Annotated in this window: 20 protein-coding genes; 6 read left to right on the top strand and 14 right to left on the bottom strand. The window is 68.6% G+C overall.

Going from position 1 to position 24,277, the window contains the following annotated elements:
• Positions 1–43: 43 nt before the first annotated feature.
• From EPA64_RS04830 to EPA64_RS04780, 11 genes are all read right to left on the bottom strand, one after another.
• A complete protein-coding gene (locus EPA64_RS04830; protein WP_134725103.1) occupies positions 44–1,858 on the bottom strand; it encodes a peptidoglycan-binding domain-containing protein in 1,815 nt (604 codons plus the stop codon).
• A gap of 78 nt (positions 1,859–1,936) precedes the next feature.
• Positions 1,937–2,362: a peptidoglycan-binding domain-containing protein gene (locus EPA64_RS16240; protein ID WP_246026600.1), complete on the bottom strand. Its 426-nt coding sequence runs from the start codon at positions 2,360–2,362 to the stop codon at positions 1,937–1,939.
• A complete protein-coding gene (locus EPA64_RS16445; RefSeq protein ID WP_220443703.1) occupies positions 2,331–3,494 on the bottom strand; it encodes a peptidoglycan-binding domain-containing protein in 1,164 nt (387 codons plus the stop codon). The genes EPA64_RS16240 and EPA64_RS16445 overlap by 32 nt, the downstream gene beginning before the upstream one ends.
• 27 nt (positions 3,495–3,521) lie before the next feature.
• The gene (locus EPA64_RS04815; protein WP_134725102.1) at positions 3,522–4,739 is read right to left on the bottom strand and encodes a phenylacetate--CoA ligase family protein; all 1,218 of its coding nucleotides are present in this window, start codon (positions 4,737–4,739) and stop codon (positions 3,522–3,524) included.
• 11 nt (positions 4,740–4,750) lie between these two features.
• Positions 4,751–5,605 (bottom strand): ABC transporter ATP-binding protein, encoded by an 855-nt coding sequence (locus EPA64_RS04810; protein WP_134725101.1) that lies wholly within the window; start codon positions 5,603–5,605, stop codon positions 4,751–4,753.
• A gap of 71 nt (positions 5,606–5,676) precedes the next feature.
• Complete coding sequence (locus EPA64_RS04805) at positions 5,677–6,960, bottom strand: ABC transporter substrate-binding protein (RefSeq protein ID WP_134725100.1); 1,284 nt, start codon at positions 6,958–6,960, stop codon at positions 5,677–5,679.
• 61 nt (positions 6,961–7,021) lie between these two features.
• On the bottom strand, positions 7,022–8,098 hold the full coding sequence (locus tag EPA64_RS04800; protein WP_134725147.1) for a branched-chain amino acid ABC transporter permease: 1,077 nt from the start codon (positions 8,096–8,098) through the stop codon (positions 7,022–7,024).
• The gene (locus tag EPA64_RS04795) at positions 8,098–8,472 is read right to left on the bottom strand and encodes a VOC family protein (protein WP_134725099.1); all 375 of its coding nucleotides are present in this window, start codon (positions 8,470–8,472) and stop codon (positions 8,098–8,100) included. Before EPA64_RS04795 ends, EPA64_RS04800 begins: the two co-directional genes overlap by 1 nt.
• Positions 8,473–8,474: 2 nt before the next feature.
• Positions 8,475–9,458, bottom strand: a complete 984-nt coding sequence (locus EPA64_RS04790) for a branched-chain amino acid ABC transporter permease (RefSeq protein WP_134725098.1) — start codon at positions 9,456–9,458, stop codon at positions 8,475–8,477.
• Positions 9,459–9,500: 42 nt separating this feature from the next.
• Positions 9,501–10,337 carry an ABC transporter ATP-binding protein gene (locus EPA64_RS04785; RefSeq protein WP_134725097.1) on the bottom strand — a complete coding sequence of 279 codons (837 nt, stop codon included), beginning with the start codon at positions 10,335–10,337 and terminating at the stop codon, positions 9,501–9,503.
• Complete coding sequence (locus EPA64_RS04780; protein WP_134725146.1) at positions 10,334–12,298, bottom strand: AMP-binding protein; 1,965 nt, start codon at positions 12,296–12,298, stop codon at positions 10,334–10,336. The genes EPA64_RS04785 and EPA64_RS04780 overlap by 4 nt, the downstream gene beginning before the upstream one ends.
• Positions 12,299–12,463: 165 nt before the next feature.
• On the opposite strand from EPA64_RS04780, the gene EPA64_RS04775 reads away from it, so the two are divergent.
• From EPA64_RS04775 to EPA64_RS04760, 4 genes are all read left to right on the top strand, one after another.
• Entirely contained in the window at positions 12,464–14,599 is a 2,136-nt protein-coding gene (locus tag EPA64_RS04775) for a PAS-domain containing protein (RefSeq protein WP_425467011.1), read from the top strand.
• On the top strand, positions 14,596–15,303 hold the full coding sequence (locus tag EPA64_RS04770; RefSeq protein WP_134725096.1) for a response regulator transcription factor: 708 nt from the start codon (positions 14,596–14,598) through the stop codon (positions 15,301–15,303). The genes EPA64_RS04775 and EPA64_RS04770 overlap by 4 nt, the downstream gene beginning before the upstream one ends.
• Positions 15,304–15,388: 85 nt before the next feature.
• Positions 15,389–17,044 carry a long-chain fatty acid--CoA ligase gene (locus EPA64_RS04765; RefSeq protein ID WP_134725144.1) on the top strand — a complete coding sequence of 552 codons (1,656 nt, stop codon included), beginning with the start codon at positions 15,389–15,391 and terminating at the stop codon, positions 17,042–17,044.
• A 23-nt stretch (positions 17,045–17,067) separates the two neighbouring features.
• Positions 17,068–18,030: an alpha/beta fold hydrolase gene (locus EPA64_RS04760; RefSeq protein WP_134725095.1), complete on the top strand. Its 963-nt coding sequence runs from the start codon at positions 17,068–17,070 to the stop codon at positions 18,028–18,030.
• Between the two features lie 81 nt (positions 18,031–18,111).
• Here EPA64_RS04760 and EPA64_RS04755 read toward each other — a convergent pair whose 3' ends face one another.
• On the bottom strand, positions 18,112–19,557 hold the full coding sequence (locus EPA64_RS04755) for an aldehyde dehydrogenase family protein (RefSeq protein ID WP_181953498.1): 1,446 nt from the start codon (positions 19,555–19,557) through the stop codon (positions 18,112–18,114).
• A gap of 219 nt (positions 19,558–19,776) precedes the next feature.
• Between EPA64_RS04755 and EPA64_RS04750 the strand changes: the two genes are divergently transcribed.
• Both EPA64_RS04750 and EPA64_RS04745 read left to right on the top strand, forming a co-directional pair.
• Complete coding sequence (locus EPA64_RS04750) at positions 19,777–20,436, top strand: peroxiredoxin (protein ID WP_134725093.1); 660 nt, start codon at positions 19,777–19,779, stop codon at positions 20,434–20,436.
• A 68-nt stretch (positions 20,437–20,504) separates the two neighbouring features.
• Entirely contained in the window at positions 20,505–21,521 is a 1,017-nt protein-coding gene (locus EPA64_RS04745) for a polysaccharide pyruvyl transferase family protein (protein ID WP_134725092.1), read from the top strand.
• A 94-nt stretch (positions 21,522–21,615) separates the two neighbouring features.
• On the opposite strand, the gene pnp is transcribed toward EPA64_RS04745, so the two are convergent.
• Together pnp and rpsO are read right to left on the bottom strand one after the other, a co-directional pair.
• Entirely contained in the window at positions 21,616–23,763 is a 2,148-nt protein-coding gene (gene pnp, locus EPA64_RS04740) for a polyribonucleotide nucleotidyltransferase (RefSeq protein WP_134725091.1), read from the bottom strand.
• A gap of 109 nt (positions 23,764–23,872) precedes the next feature.
• Positions 23,873–24,142 (bottom strand): 30S ribosomal protein S15, encoded by a 270-nt coding sequence (gene rpsO / locus EPA64_RS04735; protein WP_134725090.1) that lies wholly within the window; start codon positions 24,140–24,142, stop codon positions 23,873–23,875.
• Positions 24,143–24,277 lie beyond the last annotated feature (135 nt).

Here is a 24,277-nt window from a genome sequence, read left to right as displayed (position 1 = left end):
CCTTTGCCCGCGCCTTCCCCGGGCCGGTCATCTTCGGGCGGCGTCAGTTCTGCGGCAGCAGCGTGTCGGCCAGCAGCCGCACGATCGTCCCCTGGTTCAGATAGCCGCTGGCCGTCAGGCTGCGGTCCTGCTGGTAACGCCGGATCGCCTGCCGCGTCCCGGCATCGAATCGCCCGTCCACGGCCCCCGGTTCCAGCCCCATCTGCTGCAGCCGCGTTTCGACCAGCCGCATCGCGACGCCGTCCAGGTCCAGCCGCGCTTCCTCCGCCGCGTCCTGCTGGACGCGCGCGCGCAGCGCATCGTGGGCCTGCCGGGCGGCGGCCGCGTTGGCGCCGCGCGGGAACTTGTCCAGATACTCGCGATAGGCGGCCATCGTGTTGGCGGTCCGCGCGCGGGTCCAAGCCACCGCCTCGCCCGCGCCGTTCCCTGCGCCGCCGTTGCCGCCGGTCAGCCGGGCAAGGGCCTGCCGGGCCTGATCGGCATAAATCCCGTCGGGAAACCGCCTCAGATAGGTCTGCAGCCCGACCCGCCCGCCGCCAGCGCCCGACCGCGCCCAGTATTCCCGGTCGGCGGCCTCGGTCGCGGCGCGGACGCGGGCCGCCTCGGCCTCCAGCGTGGCGGTGCGGCGGGTTGCGGCCTGGTCCAGCCGGGCCAGCTGCTCGCGGGTCAGGTATCCGCTGGCGGCCTGGCCATTGCTGCGCTGCCACGCGGCGACGGCGCGGCGGGTCTGGTCGCCGAACACCCCGTCGATGCCGCCCGTGTCAAACGACAGCAGGGTCAGCTGCCGCTGGATCTGCGCGCGGCGCGGCCGGTCAAGGGCCAGCGCCGCCTCGGCCTGCGCGGCGGTGTTGGGCGCGGGGGCGGGCGCCTGCAGTTCGCCCATGCGTCCGCGCGCCGCGCCCGCAAAGATGCTTTGCGGGTATTTCGACAGAAACTCGCGATAGGCCGCGGCCGAGTTCGCGCGCTTGGCGCGCGTCCATGCCGCCATTTCCTCGTCGCCGGGCTGCGTCACGGTTCCGGGCGGAACGACGACCGGGGTCGCGCCGCCGTCGGGGCCGGGCACCACGACGGGGTCGGTCCCGGCCAGCCGGCTCCGCGCCTCGGCCGCGCGGCGGCCTTGCGGGTATTTCGACAGGAACTCGCGATAGGCGGCGGCGGTGTTGGTGCGGGCCGCGTCCTGCCAGGCGCTTTCCTCGTGCGGGTCGGGCGGGCGCTGATCCTCGCCCCTGACCTGCCGCAGCGAGGGCGCGGTGCTCATCACGTCGCGCAGGGTGGAACCGGGGCGCGCCAGCACCTCGGCCGCGCGCCGCACGCCATCGGCATAGCCGACGATGACCCTGACGCCCTCGGGCGGGTCCATCGGGCCAAAGCTGCGCTGCAGCCCGGCGCCGTTGGGAAACATGGACTGGTCCGTTCCCAGCATCAGCGTCGATCCCGGCCGACCGCCCGCCATCGCCTCGATGACGACGGACATCGGCACCCCGACCTGATCCGCCTGCAGCAGGTTGACCGGCCCGGCCTCGATGCCCAGGAACCAGGTGTCGCCGCGCGAATGGACAAAGCGGCCGATCAGCACGACGACGCGCGGGCCGGGCCGTGCATCGGCGCGCAACAGGTCGGCCAGCGCGCCCCGGATCTGGGCATTGGTCAGGTTGCGCCCCTCGACCATGCGATAGCCCGCCTGCTTGAACGCGGCGATGGCGGCGCTGGCGTCGGTCCGGTCCACGTCCGGCAACTGCTGGTAATCGCCGTTGGTCAGCACGACGGCGCGCGGTTCGGCCGCCGCCGCCAGCGGCGACAGCGCGGTCGTGGCGGCCAGCGCCGCGGCGCCCAGCATCTGCGAAATCCGGCGGCGCATGGCTGATCCTTTTGCGGTCGGGTCACGGGGTCAATGCCGGGGCGGCGGATCGGTTTCCGCCGCCCCGGCAATCGGCGATCAGTTCCGGGGCACGACCTGCCCGCGCAGCCGGGCCAGCTGCGCGGCGTCCAGATAGCCCGTCGCGGGCAGCCCGGCCGCCCGCTGCCACGCCGAGATCGCCGCCCGGGTGCCGGACCCGAAGCGGCCGTCGATGCCGCGGGTGTCGTGGCCCAGCGCGTTCAGCCGCGCCTGCACCTCGACCCGCGCCACCTGGTCCAGGTTCAGCGCCGCCTCGTCGGTGGCCTGCGCGCCGCGGCCGTTCGACACGACCGGCGTCGTCGTGCCCGCGTCGCGCAGCGCGCGCAGCTGGCCTTCGGTGACATAGCCGGTGCCCGCGTCGCCGCGCGCCCGCTGCCACGCCGCGATGGCGGCGCGGGTGCCCGACCCGAAACGCCCGTCGATGCCGCGCGTGTCATAGCCCAGCGCGCTCAGCCGCCGCTGCACGGCGGTGCGGTCGGCGTCGGTCAGGTTCAGCGCCAGTTCCGCCTGCGCCGCGCCCTGCAGGTTGCCCGGCTGCGGGTCGGCCAGCGCGGTCCCCCGCAGCGAGGCGACCTGCGCCGCCGTCAGANGTGTCATAGCCCAGCGCGCTCAGCCGCCGCTGCACGGCGGTGCGGTCGGCGTCGGTCAGGTTCAGCGCCAGTTCCGCCTGCGCCGCGCCCTGCAGGTTGCCCGGCTGCGGGTCGGCCAGCGCGGTCCCCCGCAGCGAGGCGACCTGCGCCGCCGTCAGAAAGCCGGTGTCGGCCAGCCCCTGCCCGCGCTGCCATGCGCCGATGGCGCGCCGGGTGCCGGACCCGAACACCCCGTCCACGCCGCGCGTGTCATGGCCCAGCGCGGTCAGGCGGCGCTGGATGTCCGTGCGGTCGGCGGTGGTCAGGCGCAGCGCGGATTCGACCCCCGCGGCATCGGTGGCGGGCGCGGGCGCAGCCGTTGACCCCCCGGCGATCAGCGTGTCGGCCTGCGAGCGGTTCAGATAGCCTGTCTCGGGCAGGCCCTGCCCGCGCTGCCAGTTGCCGATGGACCGGCGGGTGCCCGATCCGAACACGCCATCGACGCCCCGCGTGTCGTGGCCCAGCGCGGTCAGCCGCGACTGGATCGCGCGGCGCTGGTCGCGGGTCAGCCCCAGCGCCTGTTCGGTCGCGGAATCCGGCACGGCGGCGGTGCCGGGCGGCTGGCCCTGCGCCGCGCCCTGATCGCGGGCGATCGCCTCGGCCCGCGCCGCGTCGGCGGCCGACTGGGCGGCCCCGGATCCGCCAGCGCCAGACCCGCCGGTCTCGGTGCCGCCGGTCACGGGCACGCCCAGATCCTCAAGCCGCGCGCGGGCGACGGGCACATAGCGCCCGTTGGGGAATGTCGCCAGATAGTTGCGATAGGCGTCGGCCGTGCCGCGGCGGATGGCCAGCTGCCACAGCAGCTCGTCCTCGGCGTTGGTCGCCTGCGCCGCCGCGGGGGGCACCCCCGGCAGCGTCGCCGCGCCGGTGGCATTCGGGCCGACGACGACCGGCGCCTGCTGGGCGCCCGCGCCCCCGGCCGTCAGGATGGCGGCGCAGAGCGCGGCGGAAAAGGACAGTCTGACCATCTTGGTCCCCTTGTTCGGGGGCCGTGGTCAGCCATAGCTGCGGCGGTCCTCGATCACCTTGCCGTCGTTCGGCAGTGACCCCGGCGCAACCAGTTCGACCCGGCCCTTGAGCTTGAGTGCATCCAGCACCGATGCCTCATATAGCGCCGGGTTTTCCCCTTTGGTTTCAAGTTGCACGACCATCACGTCCATTTCATCCCGGCGGTCGGCGATGACACGGGCGCGTGACACATCCGGGTGGCGGGCGACAAGCGCCGCGACCTGTTCGGGGCGCACGAACATGCCCTTGATCTTGGCGGTCTGGTCGGCGCGGCCCATCCAGCCCGTGATGCGCATGTTGGTGCGCCCGCAGGGGCTTTCCCCCGGCATCACCGCCGACAGATCGCCGGTCGCAAAGCGGATCAGCGGATAATCGGGGTTCAGCGTGGTCACCAGAACCTCGCCCACCTCGCCGTCGGGCACCGGATCGCCGGTGCCGGGGCGGACTATCTCCACGATCACGCCCTCGTCCACGATCATCCCTTCGACGGCGTGGGATTCATAGGCGATGTTGCCCAGGTCGGCGGTCGCATAGCATTGCAGCGTGGTGATGCCGCGGTCGGCATAGGCGGCGCGCAGGCTGGGAAACAGCGCGCCCCCGCCCACCACCGCGCGGGTGATGGCCAGTGCCTCGCCCATCTCGTCGGCGCGGTCGAGGATCACCTTGAGGTAATCGGGCGTGCCCGCATAGCAGGTCGTGCCGATGTCCACGGCCGCGCGCACCTGCAGATCGGTCTGCCCGGTCCCGGCCGGCAGCACCGCCGCCCCCACGGCCCGCGCGGCGCTTTCGAACATCATGCCCGCGGGCGTCAGGTGATAGCCGAAGCAGTTCTGCACGATGTCGCTGCTGCCGACGTCGGCGGCGGCCATGAACCGGCCCAGCCGCCACCAGTCCCCCTCGACCCGGCCGGGTTCATAGATCGGGCCGGGCGACTGGAAGATGTGGTTGAACTCGTGCGGGTGGCGCGAGGTATAGCCGCCGAACGGGGGCTTTTTCCTCTGCGCCTCGGACAGTTCGGATTTGCGGATCACCGGCAGGCGCGCCAGATCGGCGCGGGTGCGGATCTGGTCGGGGTCCACGTCGCGCAGGACGCGGGCAAGCGCGGGGGTCTGGCGGGCATTGCCGATCGCGCGCGCCAGCGAGGGGGCCAGCGCCTCCTCGCGTTCGTCGGCGCTGCGGGTTTCCAGGTCGTCGTAATGGGCCATGATATCTTTCCTCAGGCCAGCCAGCGCTTGCGGCGGCGATACGACCGCACGTCGCGGAACGACTTTCGCCCCTCGTCCGACATGCCCAGGTAAAACTCCTTGACGTCCGGGTTCTCGCGCAGCGCCGCGGCCGCGCCGTCCATCACCACCCGGCCGCTTTCCAGGATATAGCCGTAATGGGCATAGCGCAGGGCGACGTTGGTGTTCTGCTCGGCCAGCAGGAACGTCACCCCCTCGCCCTCGTTCACGGCGCGCACGATCTCGAAGATCTGCTCGACCAGCTGCGGGGCAAGGCCCATCGACGGCTCGTCCAGCAGGATCGTTTCGGGGCGGCTCATCAGCGCGCGGCCCATCGCGACCATCTGCTGTTCGCCGCCCGAGGTATAGCCGGCCTGGCTTTTGCGCCGTTCCTTCAGACGCGGAAAATAGGTATAGACCATGTCCAGGTCGCGCCGGATCGCGGCCGAGCCGTCCGCGCGGGTATAGGCGCCGGTCAGCAGGTTCTCCTCGACCGTCAGATGCTCAAAGCAGTGGCGCCCCTCCATCACCTGGATGACGCCCTTTTTCACCAGCGCGGCCGGGTTCAGCGCCGAGATATCCTCGCCCCGATACAGGATCGAGCCTTTCGTCACCTCGCCGCGTTCGGAATGCAGCAGGTTGCTGACCGCCTTCAGCGTCGTCGTCTTGCCCGCGCCGTTGCCGCCCAAAAGGGCGATGATCCCGCCCTTGGGCACCGACAGGCTGACGCCCTTCAGCACCAGGATGACGTGGTTATAGATGACCTCGATGTTGTTCACCTCCAGCAGCGCCGGCGGTGCGGCGTCCGCGGCAGGCGCGGCGGCGGCGGGATGTGCGGCGTCCAGCATGGCAGGCCCTTTCGGTAACGGGGTGGCGCCCCGGCCGCGATCCGGCCGGGGACGATGTCAGACGCGCGGGATCAGCAGCGCGGCGTGATCCCGGCTTCCTTGGCATAGGCCTCGCTGTCGGCGGCGATCAGCGGCTGCAGGACGTCCTGGTCGGGTTCGGTGAACTCGGTGATCAGGTTCCACTTGCCGGCGGCGGCGTCCCACTGCTGGATGCGGGCCATGCCGCTGCCGCCGTGGTTGTCGCAGGTCATCTTGATCTCGGGGCCAAAGTCGGGAAGCCCCAGTTCCGTCAGCCGTTCCGGGGTGATGTCCAGCGCCTCGAACCCGTCGCGCACCTGGGCTGCGTTCACCGCCGGGGTGCCGGACAGTTCCTGCGCCTTGCGGATCGCCTCGGAGATGACCAGCGCCGCATAGAGGCCCCGCGAATACAGCACGCTGCCGACATGCTGGCCGCCCTGCGACGCCTTGCCGGGGTCGATGACATGGGTCTTGAGATCGGCATAGATCGGGTAATCCTGCCCGACCCCGTGGAACGTCGCGGATTTGTAACCGTTGGCGGCAGCGCCGGCCGGCACCACGTCAACCTCGGACCCCGACCACCAGATGCCGATGAACTGGTCCATCGGATAGCGGACGTTCGCGGCCTCTTGAATCGCGGCCTGGTTCATCACGCCCCAGCCCCACATGATGACATAGTCGGGCTTTTCGCGGCGGATCTGCAGCCACTGGGATTTCTGCTCCTGCCCGGCGGCGGCGTCCACCGGCAGCTCGGTCAGGGAAAAGCCGTGCTTTTTGCCCAGTTCCTGCAGGGTGCGGATCGGTTCCTTGCCATAGGCCGAGTTGTGATAAAGCAGCGCGATCTTTTTGCCGTCCAGCGAACCGCCGTTCTGGTCCAGCAGGTGCTTGACGATGACCGACGCGCCATCCCAATAGTTCGCCGGTGCGTTGAACACCCATTCGAACACCTTGCCATCCTTGGCCGAGGTGCGGCCATAGCCGGGCGTATACAGCGGGATGCCGTCGACCGAGACCTTGGGGATCAGCTGATAGGTGATCCCGGTGGACAGCGGGTTATAGGCCAGCGCCCCCTGCCCCTTGGTCGATTCATAGCATTCGACGCCCTTTTCGGTGTTATAGGCCGTCTCGCATTCCGGCACCTGCACCTTTTCCCCGCCGATGCCGCCGTCGCGTTCGTTCAGCAGGGTGAAATAGTCGTTGAAGCCGTCGGCGTATTGCGTGCCGTTCGCGCCATAGGCGCCGGTGCGATAGCTGAGGTTCGGCACCACCAGGTCGGCCAGTGCGGGGGCGGCCGACATGATGGCGGCGGCGACCAGCGAAGCGAAGCGAAGTTTCATCAGTTTCCTCCCAGAGGGGTCAGGGTTTCGCCGGGTTCGGCCCGGTCTGGTTGCAGGATTGTCAGTGCGGGAACGGCCACAGCCGCAGCTTTTCCTTGGTCAGGCGCCACAGCTGCGCCAGCCCGTGCGGCTCGACGATCAGGAAGAACACGATCAGCGCGCCCACGATCATCAGTTCGATATGCGCGGCCAGATCGGTGGGCCAGCCCAGGCCGCCGACCAGCAGGTTTTTCAGCAAGACCGGCAGCAGGACCAGGAACGCCGCCCCGGCAAAGCTGCCGAAGATGGACCCAAGCCCCCCGATGATGACCATGAACAGGACCAGGAACGACTTGTTGATGCCGAACGCCTCGCCCACCTCGGCCGCGCCGAGATAGACGCTGAAGAACAGCGCCCCCGCCACGCCGACGAAGAACGACGAGACGGCGAACGCGGTCAGCTTGGCGGTCAGCGGGTTCACCCCGATGATTTCCGCGGCGATGTCCATGTCGCGGATCGCCATCCATTTGCGCCCCACGGTGCCCCGCGTCAGGTTGCGCGCGATCCACGCCAGCCCGACCGCGAAGATCAGGCAGACCAGGTATTTCGCCGGCGCGCTGGTCTGCGGCCCGGTCACGAACCAGCCCAGCACCGTGCGTTCCGGGGCGGTGATCTGGCCCGACGCGGAATAGTTGTAGAACCACGGCACCTTGTTGAACAGCCACACCAGGAAGAACTGCGCGGCCAGCGTCGCCACGGCCAGATAGAATCCCTTGATGCGCAGGCTGGGCAGGCCGAACAGCATGCCCACGACCGCGGTGATGGCGCCCGCCAGCAGGATGTGGATCAGGATCGAGATGTCGGGAAACGAGGTCGACAGCTTGTAGGTCGCATAGGCGCCGACCGCCATGAACCCGCCCGTGCCCAGCGACACCTGGCCGGCATAGCCCACCAGGATGTTCAGCCCCAGCGCCGCGATCGCATAGACGAGGAACGGCACGAACACCGCGTTCGCCCAATAGTCGTTGATGACCAGCGGGATCACCAGGAACGCCACCGCCAGCGCCGCGTAATACCCCCAGCGGTCCAGCCGCAGCGGAAAGGTCTGGCTGTCCTCGCGGTAGGTGGTCTTGAAGTCGCCTGCCTCGCGGTAAAGCATCACTCGAACTCCCTGCCGTCGCGCGCCAGCGCCTCGGGATCGTCCGGCCCGACAAGGCAGAAGCGGTGGCCGGTCGGCGCTTCCATGACGATCCAGCCCTTGATCCGCGACACCTCGCGCGCGCCAAGCGCGCTCAGGCGCAGGCACTCGGCCTCCTTGTCGTCGGTCTCGAGGTCGAGGTGGACGCGGGGTGCGTGCTCGACCTTCTGCACCACCCAATAGGGGTCGGCGCCGTCGGCCGAGAGGCTGACATAGCGCCCGTCGCCCTCGTCCTTGGACTCGCGCCCCAGCGCGGCCGACCAGAAGCGCGCGGCCTCGGCAAGGTCGCCTTGGCAGTCGATCACGATCCCGCCCAGCCTTTGACGATGCGTCATGCTCATACCCTCTCGATGATGCGCTCGCCGAACAGGCCCTGCGGCCGGAACACGAGGAAGATCAGCGCCAGCACATAGGCGAACCAGTTCTCGGTCGCGCCGCCGACCAGCGGGCCGACATAGAACTCGAACAGTTTCTCGCCGACGCCGATGATGAGGCCGCCCACGATGGCGCCGGGGATCGAGGTGAAGCCGCCCAGCATCAGCACCGGCAGCGCCTTCAGCGCGATCAGCGACAGGCTGAACTGCACCCCGGACTTCGACCCCCACATGATCCCCGCGACCAGCGCCACGAACCCCGCGATGGACCAGACCAGCACCCAGATGAAGCGCAGCGAGATGCCCACCGACAGCGCCGCCTGATGGTCGTCGGCGACCGCGCGCAGCGCCCGGCCCTGCTTGGTGTATTGCGAGAACAGCATCAGCGCCGTGACCAGGATCACCGCGATGATCGCGGCCCAGATGTCCAGCTGGTCGATATAGAACCCATAGCCGGTCAGCCGCTCGGTCACGTTCATGATGGTTTCCGACGCGCCCTTGGGCACGCCCACGTCCAGCATCTTGATGTCGGCGCCCCACATCACGTCGCCCAAGCCTTCAAGGAAATAGGCCAGGCCGATGGTCGCCATGAACAGGATGATCGGTTCCTGGTTGACCAGATGCTGCAGCACCAGCTTTTCGATGGCGATCGCCAGCCCGACCATCACCACGGCGGTCAGCGCGATGGCCAGGATCGCGGGCAGCGTCCAGCCGAAGCTGTGCAGGTCCGTGCCCAGCGCGGCGTTGATCAGATGCGCGAACGGCACCTGCCCGTTCTGCAGCCCGACCAGCGTCAGCGCGGCGAACAGCGCCAGCACGCCCTGGGCATAGTTGAACACCCCCGACGCCTTGTAGATCAGCACGAAGCCCAGCGCGACCAGCGCATACATGACCCCGGTCATCAGGCCGTTCAGCACCACCTCGGCGGCATAGAGAAGCTGGTCCATCAGCGGTCACTCCGAAGGCGGGCGGGGAATGCGGGGCCGGCGTCAGTCATGGGCGACCCCCAGATAGGCGTCGATCACCTCCTGGTTGTTGCGCACCTCGTCGGGGGTGCCGTCGCCGATCTTGCGGCCGTAATCCATCACGACGACCCGGTCGGACAAATCCATGACCACGCCCATGTCGTGTTCGATCAGCGCGATGGTGGTGCCGAACTCGTCGTTCACGTCCAGGATAAAGCGGCTCATGTCCTCTTTCTCCTCGACGTTCATGCCGGCCATCGGCTCGTCCAGCATCAGCAGCTTCGGCTCGGCGGCCAGCGCGCGGGCCAGTTCGACGCGCTTTTTCAGCCCATAGGGCAGCCGCCCGACCGGGGTCTTGCGGATGTTCTGGATTTCCAGGAAGTCGACGATCTTCTCGACCCGCTCGCGGTGCCAGCTTTCCTCGCGCTCGGCCCGGCCCCACCAGAACGCCTGTTCCAACAGGCCGGATTTCATCATCGTCAGCCGGCCGGTCATGATGTTGTCCAGCACGCTCATCCCGTCGAACAGCGCGATGTTCTGGAAGGTGCGGGCGATACCCAGCCGCGCGACCTCATAGGGTTTCATCTGCGGGCGCTTTTCGCCGCGGAACCAGACCTCGCCCTGCTGGGGGACGTAAAAGCCGGACATGACGTTCATCATCGAGGACTTGCCGGCGCCGTTCGGGCCGATGATGGCGCGGATCTCGCCCTCGCGGATGTCAAAGCTGATGTCCTTGATCGCCACCACCCCGCCAAAGCGCAGGGTGATGTTGCGCATGTCCATCATCACGCCGCCGATGTGGCGGCCGTCGGCGGTGACATGGCCGCCCGCATCGGCGGAAATCGTCGGGGCGTGGGTCATTCTGCGGCCACCTTGTGATGCACGGCGGGAAAGGTCCGGGCGTCCTCGATCCGCACGGTCGCCTTCAGCAGGCCCTTGCGGCCGTCCTCATAGGTGACCTCGGTCTGGGTATGGATGCTGTCGCGGCCGGCATACATCGCCTCGATCAGGTCGACGAACTTCTCGGCGATCACCCCGCGCTTGACCTTGCGGGTGCGGGTCATCTCGCCGTCGTCGGCGTCCAGTTCCTTGTGCAGCACCAGGAAGCGGTGGATCTGGCAGCCCGACAGCATCGGGTCGGTCGCCACGCCGGCGTTCACCTCCTCGACGTGCTTTCGGATCGCGGCATAGACCTGCGGGTGGCCGGCCAGCTCCTGATAGGACGCATAGGCGATGTTGTTGCGTTCGGCCCAGTTGCCGACCGCGGTCAGGTCGATGTTGATAAAGGCCGTGCAGCGGTCGCGGCCGTTGCCGAAGACCACCGCCTCAAGGATGTTGGGGAAGAACTTCAGCTTGTTCTCGACGTATTTCGGCGCGAACAGGCTGCCGTCGGCCATGCGGCCCACGTCCTTGGCGCGGTCGATGATCCGCAGGTGGCCGCTGCCCGGTTCAAAGAACCCGGCGTCGCCGGTCGCGACCCAGCCCTGATCGTCCTTGGTGGACCGGGTGGAATCGGCGTTCTTGAAATATTCGACGAAGGTGCCCGGCCCGCGGTAATAGACCTCGCCGTTCTCGGCGATGCGGACCTCGACGCCGGGCGAGGGCACGCCCACCGTGTCGGACCGCACCTGCCCGTCGGGCTGCTGGGTGATGAACACCGACGCCTCGGTCTGGCCGTAGAGCTGTTTCAGGTTGATCCCGAGCGAGCGGTAGAAGTCGAAGATCTCCGGCCCGATCGCCTCGCCCGCCGTGTAGCCCACGCGGATGCGTGAATAGCCCAGCGTGTTCTTCAGCGGGCCGTAGACCAGCAGGTTTCCCAGCCCATAGCGCAGCCGGTCCACCAGCCCCACGGGCCTGCCGTCCAGCAGCGCCGGGCCGATCCGGCGGGCAAGCCGCATGTAATGGTCGAAGAGCCACTTCTTGAACCGGCCGGCGTCCTCCATGCGGATCATGACGTTGGTCAACTGCCCCTCGAACACGCGCGGCGGGGCAAAGAAATAGGTCGGCCCGATCTCGCGCAGGTCGGTCATCATGGTGTGCGCGCCTTCGGGGCAGTTCACGCAGAACCCCGTCCAATAGGCCTGCCCGAGCGAAAAGATGAAATCGCCGACCCAAGCCATCGGCAGATAGGCCAGCACGTCGTCGCCCGCGCGCAGCCCGTCGAAGGCCGAGGAATTGCGCGCCGTCTCGATGATGTTGCGGTTCGACAGCACCACGCCCTTGGGCTTGCCGGTGGTCCCCGAGGTATACAGCATGACGCAGGTGCTGTCGTAGCTCAGCTCGGCGATGCGGGCGTCCAGTTCCGCCTCGAACCGCTGGCGGGCGGCGCGCCCCTCGGCCTGCACGTCGGACAGCCAGTTCATGCGGGAATGGTCGTATTTCCGCATTCCGCGCTTGTCGGTATAGATGATCTGCTGGACGGTCCGGTCGTCCTCCTCGGCCTCGATGACCTTGTCGACCTGTTCCTGGTCGCCGCAGACGACAAAGCGGGCGCCGGAGTGGGTCAGCACATAGGACATCTCGGGCGCGGCGGCGTCCTGATACAGCGGCACCGGCACCGCGCCGCACATCTGCGCGGCCACCATCGCGCAGTAATGCGCAGGGCGGTTGCGCCCGATGATCGCAACATGGTCGCCGCGGTTCAGCCCCAGCGCCAGAAAGCCGGTCGCCAGCGCGCGGGTTTCCTCCAGCGTCTGGGCCCAGGTCCAGCTTTGCCAGATGCCGAACTCCTTTTCGCGATACGCCGGTCGGCCGCCCATGCGGGCGGCGTTGCGCGCCAGCAGCGCGGGAATGGACCGCAGGTCGCCCTGCGGTTCAGCCAAAGCCGTCATCGTGTTCCTCCCCGGTGCGCGGGCACCGCTGTCCGGGAACACCTCCCTGCCCCCGGACGCATCAGCCATCGCGGCCAAACCTTGCGGCAGTTTTACCCGATTCCTACGAATTGTTACCGGCTTTCGCCGTGGCGCGGGCGGTGCTAGCCCTTGGGGATGATGCCGCCCGACAGCCGCGCCGAACTGACCCAGTCGGGGTTGAACCTGATCCAGCAGGCGATCTCGATCTTTGACGCCGACCTGCGGCTGGCGGTGTCGAACCGCCCCTATCAGTCGATGTTCGACCTGCCCGACGCGCTGACCCGGCCCGGCGCCAGTTTTGAGGATACGATCCGCTATCTGGTGCTGCGCGGCGAATACGGGCCGCAGGACGACGCCGAGGGCGCGGTGCGCGCCCGCGTCGAGCAGGCCCGCACCTTCCAGCCCCATTATCTGGAACGCACCCGCCCCGACGGCAGCATCGTGTCGGTCGAGGGCTCGCCCCTGGGGCAGGGCGGGTGGATCGCCGTCTATACCGACATCACCGCCATCCGGCAGCAGGAACTGCTGCTGCGCGCCCGGTCCGAGGAGCTGTCGGAACAGGTGCTGGCCCACGCCGAACGGCTGTCGGCCGCGAACCGCCAGCTGGCCGCCACCAACGCGGCCCTGCAGGAAGCAAAGCGTGTCCTGACCGAATCCGAGGCCCGCACCCGCCACGTGACCGAGATGGTGCCCGCCCATATCGCGCATGTGGATACGGATTACCGCTATACGTTTTCCAACCGGCAGCTGGACAAGGTGTTCCCCGGCGCGGCCTCGGCCATCGTGGGGCAGACCGTGGCCGGCGTGCTGGGCGCCGAAACCTTCGCCCGGCTGCGCCCGCATCTGGACGCCGCCGTCGGCGGGCAGCCGCAGGTGTTCGAGGTGACGCACCCGCCGTCGGGGCGGCGCATCCGCATCGCGCTGACCCCGGATGGCGCGGCCGCGGGCGTCTATGTCCTGTCCACCGACGTCACCGCCGAGGTGCAGGCGCGCGAGGCGCTGACCCACGGCGCGCGCCGCGCGGCGGCGGCGCAGATGACCTCGGGGCTGGCGCATGACTTTGGCAACCTGCTGACCATCATCCTTGGCCTGCAGGGGCGGCTGGCCAAGGCCGGGCTGCCGCCGGGCGCCGCCGACGACGTGGCGGGCACGCTGGCCGCCGCCCGCCGCGGCGCGGCGCTGCTGGCGCGGATCGCCAAGATCACCGCGCCGCGCGATCTGGCGCTGGAACCCGTGGACCTGCCCGCGCTGCTGTCCGACCTGGCCGCGATGGCCAGCCCGATCCTGGGCCGCGGGCTGGTGCTGGCGGTCGAATGCGACCCCGGTCTGGGCCGGGTGCTGCTGGAACCCGGCGCGTTGCAGGATTCGCTGCTGAACCTGATCCTGAACGCGCGCGACGCCATTTCGGGCGCGGGGATGCAGGCCGGGCGGATCGTGCTGGACGCGCGCCCGGTCAGCGACTGGCTGGAACTGACCGTGACCGACAGCGGCCCCGGCTTTTCGCCCGAATCGCTGTCGCGCGCGGTCGAGCCGTTCTTCACCACCAAGGGCGGCCGGGGGTCGGGGCTGGGCCTGCCGATGGCCTATGACCAAACCAAGCTGGCCGGCGGCACGCTGCGGGTGGAAAACGCGGCCCAGGGCGGGGCGCGGGTGCGGCTGCGCCTGCCGCTGCGCCGCGCGGTGCCGCAGATGGTGCTGCTGGTCGAGGATGACGACGACATCCGCGCGCAGGTCCGCGCCATGCTGACCGGCATGGGCCATGCCGTGATCGAGGCCGGGTCGCTGGCCGAGGCGCAGGGACTGGCCGACCTGCCCGGCCTGACGCTGATCCTGTCGGACCTGCAACTGGGCGACGGGTCCGGCGCGGCGCTGGGTGCGGGGCCGCCGCCGCTGATCCTGATGACCGCCCTGCCCCCCGGCCACCTTGGCCGCGACGGGCTGTCCGCGCCGGTCCTGACCAAGCCCTTTGCCGCGGCCGAACTGGCGACGCTGATCGCCGCGCAGACCGCGCGCGCCCGTGCCGCCTTTGCCGCTGTCGCCCGTCCCACCCCTGCCCCTGCCGAAGCTGCCCCTGCCGAAGCTGCCCCTGTCGAACCTGCCCATGCCGACGCTGCCCATGCTGAACGTGCCGCAGCCGACCCTGCGCCAGCCGCGCGTGGTCCTTCCGAATCTGCCGCGGCCAAACCTGCCCTGTCCGAACCTGCCCGTGCCGGCGCCGACCCCTCGGCGCCCCGTCGGCCCGGTCCCGATCCGATAAAGGCCCGACGATGACCGACGCGCCGCTGATCGCCATCCTGGACGACGAGCCCGACATCCGCCGCCTGCTGGCCTCCGCGCTGGAGGAGGCGGGCTTCCGCACCGCGGCCTTTGCCCGCGCGACCGAGTTCGAGGCGGGCCTGCGCCGCATGACCCCCGACGCCTGCCTGATCGACCTGGGCCTGCCCGACCGCGACGGGCTGGCGCTGGTGCATCGGCTGGCGACCGAATCGGGCGCGGCGATCATCATCATCTCGGGGCGGGCGCAGGTGCAGGATCGGGTGACGGGGCTGGAACTGGGGGCCGACGACTATGTCACCAAGCCCTTCGATCCGGCCGAGGTCGTGGCCCGCATCCGCGCCCGCCTGCGCCGCCCCGCGCGCGAGGTGGCGCGCCCCGGCCAGCGCGCCCGCTTTGCCGGGTGGACCGCCGATTTCGACCGCTATGCCCTGACCGGCCCCGACGGCGCCGACACGCCCCTGAGCCATGCCGAGGCCGAGATGCTGCGCATGTTCCTGGACGCCCCGCGCCGCCTGATCAGCCGCGCGCAGATGCTGGAAACGCTGGGCGGCGCGGCAGGCGACAGCTTTGACCGGGCGATGGACGTGCGCATCTCGCGCCTGCGGACCAAGCTGGGCGAAGACCCGCGCAACCCGCGCCTGATCAAGACCATCTATGGCGCGGGCTATATCTTCCTGTCCGCGGTTGAATGGGGCTGACCGGGTGCGCCGCCCTGCCGCAGCCGCGCCGCTTGCCTGAACCGCCCCCGCGACGCAAACATCGCGCAAACGGAGGACTGTCATGCTGCTTGGCCGAATGATGACCCAACCGCTGTCGATCGCCTCGCTGATCGACCACGCCGCCCGCTATCACGGCGGCACCGAAATCGTGTCGGCCCTGACGCAGGGCGGGTTCGAAAGGGTGACGTGGGGATCGGTCGCGCAGAACGCGCGGCGCATCGCCTCGGCGCTGGTGCGGCGTGGGCTGGAACCCGGCGACCGCATCGGCACCATCGCCTGGAACAACCGCCGCCATCTGGAACTGTATTTCGGCGTGCCCGGCGCAGGCATGGTGTGCCACACCATCAACCCGCGCCTGTCGCCGGATCAGCTGGTCTTCATCGTCAACCACGCGTCCGACCGGATGCTGTTCATCGAACAGACCTTCGTGCCGCTGATTGCGGCGGTGCGCGACCGGCTGGCGTCGGTCCGGGGCATCGTGCTGATGGGGCCGCGCGACGACCAGGCGGCGGCGGCGCTGCCCGGCCTGTTGTTCCACGACGAGCTGCTGGCCGAGGGCGACCCCGGCTTTCCCTGGCCCGCGGTGGACGAGAACGCGCCCTCGTCGCTGTGCTATACCTCGGGGACCACGGGCAACCCCAAGGGGGTGCTGTATTCCCACCGCTCGACCATGCTGCACGCGCTGGCCGCCAACCAGCCCGACGGGTTCGCGGTCGGCGCGGGCGATTCGCTGATGCCGGTCGTGCCGATGTTCCACGTCAACGCGTGGGGCGCGCCCTATATGGCCGCCGCCGCCGGGGCGCGGCTGGTGCTGCCCGGCCCGCGGCTGGACGGCGAAAGCCTGGCGCGGCTGATCGACGCCGAGCGCGTGACCATCGCCGCCGGGGTGCCGACGATCTGGATGGGCCTGCTGGCGGCGCTGGACGCGGGCGTCGCCACCGCCGCCACGATGAAACGCACCATCGTCGGCGGATCGGCCCTGCCGCCGTCGATGCGCGCCGCCTTCCGCGACCGCTATGGGGTCGAGCTGATCCACGCCTGGGGCATGACCGAGACCAGCCCCCTGGGCACCGTCAACGCGCCTTTGGCCAAGCACCGCGGCCTGCCCGCCGCCGAACTGGACCGGATCCGCAACGGACAGGGCCGGCCGCTGTTCGGGGTCGAGCTGCGCATCGTGGACGCCGAGGGGACCGTCCTGCCCGCCGACGGCGAGACGCAGGGCGAGCTGCAGATCCGCGGCCACTGGATCGTCGACAGCTATTTCGGCGAGGAAAAGCCCGCGCTGACATGGGACGGCTGGTTCGACACCGGCGACATCGCCACGCTGGACCCCGACGGGTTCATGGTCATCCGCGACCGATCCAAGGACATCATCAAGTCCGGCGGCGAATGGATCTCCACCGTCGATCTGGAAAACATCGCCATCTCGCACCCCAAGGTCGCCAACGCCGCCGCCATCGCCGCGCGGCACCCGAAATGGGATGAACGCCCGGTCATCTGCGTGCAGAAACGCCTGCAAAGCGACCTGACCGAGGCCGAGCTGCTGGCCCACTATGACGGCAAGGTGCCGCGCTGGCAGGTGCCCGACCGCGCGGTCTTCGTCGAAAGCCTGCCGCTGGGCCCGACCGGCAAGGTGGTCAAGGCGCAGCTGCGCGCGGAATACGGCGAGGTGCTGTGGGACGAGGAGGCGGCTGCGTTGAAGGCCGAGGCGGAGGCGTAAGTGCGGCCTTGTGAGAGCAACCCGTGGTTGTTAAGGCGATCACCGTTGCAAAGGAAAATATCCACGGGGTCTCGATGCAGACGGAAACGCTGGCAAGCCATGACGATTATCTGATCACGCTGCATCGGGCGGGCGAAACGCCGAGCAAGAAGCTTGTCATTACATTCGGCCTGCTGCCTTCGGGAAAAACGCCAGCCGGCTTTGGAACAAGTTTTCTGCTGAAGAAAGGCTATGATACTATCTACGTCGCGCAAGAGCGCGGGACTCAGTATCAAGGCCTTTCTCAGGCGGCGTTCTTTGAAGCAGTTGCCGATCAGTGCATCGACCGTGACGTGGTCACTTATGGGTCAAGCTTGGGCGGCTATGCCGCGCTTTACTACGGGGGATGCCTAGACGCGAGGATAATTGCTGCAGCTCCCATGCTGCCGGCATGGCCTCCTCTCGAACATCCCAATTTCCCAGATTTCCGCATCGCGCACGAAGAGCTCTGGGATGCGTCCCGCTCCCTGAAGCCGCCGGTGGCCATTTATGACATGCATCTCCGATTTGATTGCATGATGATCGATGAAATGGTCCTGCGTGCCTACCCGAACGCCCGGCTGGTAAAGCTGGAACACACTGGGCATATCGTCCTTAAGGCTATCCAGAGGGCAGGCCAGCTGACTCCTTTCCTTCTGCGCCTGATCGAAGACGACGAGATCATCCCCTTGGACCTTCCAACCGAAGATTGCGCCTTATGGACCTTTGGGCGCGGCAAACTGCTGCTGAAGCAGGATCCGGAAGAGGCCCGGAGATTACTGGAGCGCAGCTTTGCACTCGAGCCGACCCGGTTTGCTTATGAGCTGCTTCTCAACATTCTATTGAGAAAGAACCTGCTCGCTGAAGCTCGCGACCTTATGAAACAAAGTAGCGAGCGGACGGGGCAAACATTTGATGTGAACAAGGGGATTGCCCGGCTGATTGAAGAAAAAGGCGTGAGCGCCTGAGAGACTCAGGCATTCGGCGGAAGGACAGCGGCACGAAAAAGGGCGCGTCACCGCGCCCTTTCCTTCTCGCCAACGTCAGGATCACTCGGCCTCGCCGTCCCAGCCCGAGATCTGCTTGCTGTCCATGAACTCCTCGATCCCCCAGACGCCGCCTTCGCGGGCGCGGCCCGAGGCCTTGACGCCGCCGAAGGCCGATCCGCGGCCGCGGCTGGTGCCGTTCATCTCGACCATGCCGGATTTCAGCTGCCGGGCCAGCCGGTTGCGGCGCGCGCCGTCGGCGGTCTGGACATAGTTCGTCAGCCCATAGATCGTGTCGTTGGCGATCCGCAGCGCCTCGTCCTCGGAGTCGAACGGCATGATCGCCAGCACCGGGCCAAAGATTTCCTGCCGGGCGATGGTCATGTCGCTGGTCACGTCGGCAAAGACGGTCGGGCGGACGAAATAGCCGCGGTTGACGCCCTCGGGCAGGCCGGGGCCGCCGGCGACCAGCCGCGCGCCCTCGTCGATGCCGGTCTGGATCAGGGACTGGATCTTGTCCCACTGCTGCTTGCTGACCACCGGGCCGATGTGCTGGCCCGGGTCGCGGGCGCTGCCGACGGCGGTGGCCTCGGCCACGGCCTTCGCGGTCTCGATCGCCGCCTCATAGGCCGGGCGCTCGACCAGCATCCGGGTCGGCGCGTTGCAGGACTGGCCCGAGTTATAGAACACGTGCCGCGTGCCGCGGGTCACCGCCTTGTCGTCGGCGTCGGCAAAGACGATGTTCGCCCCCTTGCCGCCCAGTTCCAGCGCGACCTTTTTCACCGTGTCGGCGGCGGCCTTGGTGATGGCGATGCCGGCGCGGGTCGATCCGGTAAAGCTGATCATGTCCACGTCGGGGTGGGTTGACAGCTGCGTGCCGACGCCCGCGCCGTCGCCGTTCACCAGGTTGAAGACGCCGGGGGGCAGGCCCGCCTCGTCCAGCACCTCGGCGAAGACCATCGACGACAGGGGCGCAATTTCGGACGGCTTCAGCACCACGGTGTTGCCCGCCAGGATCGCGGGGATCACCTTCAGCGTGACCTGGTTCATCGGCCAGTTCCACGGCGTGATCAGCCCGACGACGCCGATCGGCTCCCACGCGACCATGCTGGTGGGGGCGTGATCGCCCAGCGGGCGGATGAACTGGAAGTCCCGGAACTCGTTGATGAACGTCTCGATGTGAAACGACCCCGATCCGGCCTGATCCTCGCGCGACATGTCGGTGGGCGCGCCCATCTCGGCGGTCATGGCATCGCCGATGTCGTCGTTGCGGCGCTGATAGATGGCGAGGATGCGCTCGACATGCGCCAGCCGCTCGGCCGGGGGGGTCTGCGACCAGCCGGGGAACGCCGCCTTGGCGGCCGCGACCGCGCGGTCGGTGTCGGCCTGCCCGCCGACCGAGATGACGGCGACCGCTTCCTCGGTCGTGGGGTCGATGACCTCAAGGTCGCGGGGGCTGGCGGGGTCCACCCACGCGCCGTCGATATAGAATTTCCGCTTGTCGGCCAGATCGGACATCGCTGCTTTCCCCCTGCATAGGCGTCGGGCCGCAAGGTCGCACCCGGCCCGACCGGCCGCAAGGCGGGTGCGGCCGACGTTCTGCCCGGTTCGGCGGGCAGTCTGCCCGATGCACACCGCCGCGGGCGGCCGCGCCCATACCTCGGGCTGGCAATCGGGCGCAGGCGGCGTATGTTCCCCCTAGGTCATCACCCAGCAAAGGACGGCATCATGGGCTTGCGGATCAATGACATCGCCCCGGATTTCACCGCGGACACCTCGGATGGGCCGATCAGCTTTCACGACTGGATCGGCGACAGCTATGCGATCATCTTCAGCCATCCCCGCAGCTTCACCCCCGTCTGCACGACCGAATTCGGCGTCGTCGCCCAGCTGATCCCCGAGTTCGAGGCCCGCAGGACCAAGGTGCTGGGCGTGTCCGTCGATTCCGCCGACGATCACCGCAAGTGGAAGCGCGACATCGAGGCGGTCGCCGGCGTCCCGGCCAATTTCGCCATCGTGGACGACACCTCGCTGACCGTCGCCAAGGCCTATGACATGCTGCCGGCCGATGCCTATCTGCCCGACGGGCGCACGCCCGCCGACACGGCCACCGTGCGCACGGTCTATATCATCGGCCCCGACAAGAAGGTGCGGCTGACGATGACCTATCCGATGTCGGTCGGCCGCAACTTTGCCGAGATCCTGCGCGCGCTGGACGCGGTGCAGGCGACTGACGGCGTGCCGATCGCGACCCCCGCGAACTGGGTGCCGGGTCAGGACGTGATCGCCGCCATGTCGCTGACCGACGAACAGGCCGAGGCCAAGTTCGGCAAGGTCGACCGCAAGCTGCCCTATCTGCGCTATGTCGCGCAGCCCGCCCGGCCCTGACCTGACCGCCGCCGCGCCGCCGGGCCCGCCGCCCGGCGGCGCGCGCGCCCCAGCCCCTGCGAGGTGCGATGACCCCTTCTGATCCGCCGGCGCGCAAGGCCCTTGTCACCGGGCATTTCTCGACCGTGGGCGACCTCGAGGTGCTGGGCCACGTTCTGGACCGTCTGCGCGACAAGCGGGTCGAGCATGTCGTGTCACCCTATACGCAGGATCTGGTCGGGCTGGATCCCGGCTGGGTGGATGCGGCCACGCTGGACCCGGCCGGGTTCACCCATCTGATCGTCGTCTGCGGCCCCTATGCCCCGAACTATCCGGTCAGGCATCCGGTGATCTTTGACCGCTTTCGCCACTGCGTCCACATCGGGATCAACCTGACGATGGTCGCGCCCCTGGACGAGTGCAATCCGTTCGACGCGCTGCTGGAACGCGACAGCGACCGGATCGTGCGGCCCGACCTCAGCTTTCTGCGGTCCGTGCCGCGGATTCCGGTGGTGGGGCTGTGCCTCGTGCGCTCGCAGCGGGAATACGGCGACCGGCAGTTGCACAAGCAGGCCGAGGTCCGGCTGCGCGCCCTGCTGCTGCGCGCCGGCGTGGCGGTGGTCGAGATGGACACGACCGTCCCGCGGCAGGCCAACCGCAACGGCATCGGCACCGAGGCCGAGTTCGAATCGATCTGCGCGCGGCTGGACGCGGTGGTGACCAATCGCCTGCACGGCACCGTGCTGGCGTTGAAGAACGGCGTCCCCGCGCTGGCCGTCGATGCCATCGCGGGCGGCGACAAGGTCACGCGGCAGGCCGAACTGTTGCGCTGGCCCGAGGTTCTGGCGCTGGACAGCGCCACCGACGACGATCTGGACGCGGCGCTGGCCCGCTGCCTTGCCCCCGACGCGCGCGGCCGGGCGATGGCCTGCGCGGCGCGGGCGCGGGATCTGCTGGCGGGGCACGACGCCAGCTTTGCCGTCGCGCTCGAGGCCGAGGCCCGGCCCGACCGCCGCCCCCCGGTCACCGGGCAGCGCCACAGATTAAGCCAGATGGCCGCCCGCTATCGCCACTGGAAACGGGGGCGATTCCCGCGCCGGGGCTAAGCCGGCCGCCGCAATCGCCCCGCCCTGAACGCGGCCATGAAAAAGCCCCGGCCGCGCGGGGGCGGCCGGGGCGATGCGGGGACAGCCGCGCCGATTACTCGGCCGAGGCGTCCTCTTTCTTCTCGGTGATTTCCTCGCCGGTCTCCTGATCGACCATCTTCATGCCCAGGCGGACCTTGCCGCGGTCGTCAAAGCCCAGCAGCTTGACCTTGACCTCCTGGCCTTCCTTCAGGATCTCGTTGGGATGCTGCAGGCGCTTGTTGGCGATCTGGCTGACGTGGACCAGCCCGTCGCGCTTGCCGAAAAAGTTCACGAACGCGCCGAAATCGACCAGCTTGACGACCTTGCCGGTATAGACCTTGCCCTCTTCCGGCTCGGCCACGATCGACCAGATCATCTCGTGCGCCTTCTTGATCGAATCGGCGTTGGCCGAGGCGATCTTGATGGTGCCGTCGTCGTTGATGTCGACCTTGGCGCCCGAAACCTCGACGATCTCGCGGATGACCTTGCCGCCCGACCCGATCACTTCGCGGATCTTGTCGGTGGGGATCGTCATCGTCTCGATGCGCGGGGCGTGGGCGGAAAATTCGCGGCGGCCTTCCTTCAGCGCCTTGGCCATCTCGGCCAGGATCTGCATCCGGCCGTCTTTCGCCTGCGCCAGCGCCTGTTCCATGATCGCGGGCGTGATGCCCTGGACCTTGATGTCCATCTGCAGGCTGGTGATGCCGCGTTCGGTCCCGGCCACTTTGAAGTCCATGTCGCCGAGGTGGTCCTCGTCGCCCAGGATGTCGGTCAGCACGGCATATTTGCCGTCGTCCTCAAGGATCAGGCCCATCGCGACGCCGGCGACCGGCGCCTTCAGCGGGACGCCCGCGTCCATCATCGACAGCGAACCGCCGCAGACCGACGCCATCGACGACGAGCCGTTGGATTCGGTGATCTCGGACACGACGCGGATGGTATAGGGGAAATCCGCGGGTGCCGGCAGGACCGCCTGCAGCGCGCGCCACGCCAGCTTGCCGTGGCCGATCTCGCGCCGGCCGGGCGAACCCACGCGGCCGACCTCGCCCACCGAATAGGGCGGGAAGTTGTAGTGCAGCATGAAGTTCGACCGCGACGTGCCGTGCAGCGCGTCGATCATCTGCTCGTCGTCGCCGGTGCCCAGCGTGGTCACGGCCAGCGCCTGCGTCTCGCCGCGGGTGAACAGCGCGCTGCCGTGGGTGCGCGGCAGGATGCCCACCTCGCTGTCGATGGCGCGCACCGTGCGGGTGTCGCGGCCGTCGATGCGGGCGCCGCCGTTGATGATGTCGCCGCGCAGGATGCCCGATTCCAGCTTTTTCATGGCCGAGCCCAGGTTCGGGTTCGCCAGATCCTCGTCGGACAGGCCCGCCTTGACCTTGGCCTTGGCCACGTCGATCAGGTCGCGGCGCTCGCCCTTGTCGCGGATCGCATAGGCGGCGCGCATGTCGGCCTCGCCCAGCGATTTCACGCGGGCATACAGGTCCGAATAGTCGGGCGACTGGAAGTCGAACGGCTCTTTCGCGGCGGCCTCGGCCAGTTCGACGATCAGGTCGATGACCGGCTGCATCTGTTCGTGGCCGAACTTGACCGCGCCCAGCATCTCGTCTTCCGACAGCTCATAGGCCTCGGATTCGACCATCATCACGGCGTCGCGGGTGCCGGCGACCACCAGGTCCAGCCGCTGCTCGGGGTTGGACCGCAGGTGGTCCATGTCCTGAACCTCGGGGTTCAGCACATAGGCGCCATTGGCGAACCCGACGCGGGCGGCGGCGATCGGGCCCATGAAGGGGACGCCCGAAATCGTCAGCGCGGCCGAGGCGGCGATCATCGCCACGATGTCGGGGTCGTTGACCAGATCGTGCGACAGCACCGTGCACATCACCAGCACTTCGTGCTTGAAGCCGGGCGCGAACAGCGGCCGCACGGGGCGGTCGATCAGGCGCGAGGTCAGCGTTTCCTTCTCGGACGGACGGCCTTCGCGCTTGAAGAAGCCGCCCGGAATCTTGCCGGCGGCATAGAATTTTTCCTGATAGTGGACGGTCAGCGGAAAGAAATCCTGACCGGGCTTGGGTTCCTTGGCGAACGTCACGTTCGCCATGACCGAGGTTTCGCCCAGCGTGGCGATCACCGAACCGTCGGCCTGACGGGCCACCTTGCCCGTTTCCAGCGTCAGGGTCTCTTGCCCCCACTGGATCGACTTCTGAACAGCAGCTTCAAACATCACTTTTCCTTTGCAGCGCAGGGGCCCCTGCCCCCCGCCCATCATGCGCGGCCCCATTGCCGCGCGTCAGTCAAAACGAAACGCGCCCCGCAAAGGGGCGCGTCGGGCATCAGCGGCGCAGGCCCAGGCGGGCGATCAGGTCGGTATAGCGCGCCTCGTCCTTGCGCTTGAGATAGTCCAGCAGCTTGCGGCGCTGGGCGACCATCATCAGAAGGCCACGACGCGAGTGGTTGTCCTTCTTGTGGGTCTTGAAATGCTCGGTCAGCGTCGCGATGCGCGAGCTGAGGACCGCCACCTGAACCTCGGGCGAACCGGTGTCGCCGGCTTTGGTGGCGTATTCGCCCATGACGCGGGCCTTGTCTTCGACGGTGATCGACATCGGGGTCTCCTGTATCGGAAGGTTATGGCGCAGGCCGGGATGTCGTCCAGCACAGGCCCTTGGAGTGTGCCCGCCAGAGGGATTCGGACCGGCGGATCGGTGGCGCATACAGCAACGCCGCCCCAAAGGAAACCC

The sequence above is a fragment of the Paracoccus luteus genome (genome assembly GCF_004522155.1).
Classification (GTDB): domain Bacteria; phylum Pseudomonadota; class Alphaproteobacteria; order Rhodobacterales; family Rhodobacteraceae; genus Paracoccus; species Paracoccus luteus.
Note: the sequence above shows the minus strand (reverse complement) of the source record. Positions and strands in the feature narration are given on the sequence as shown.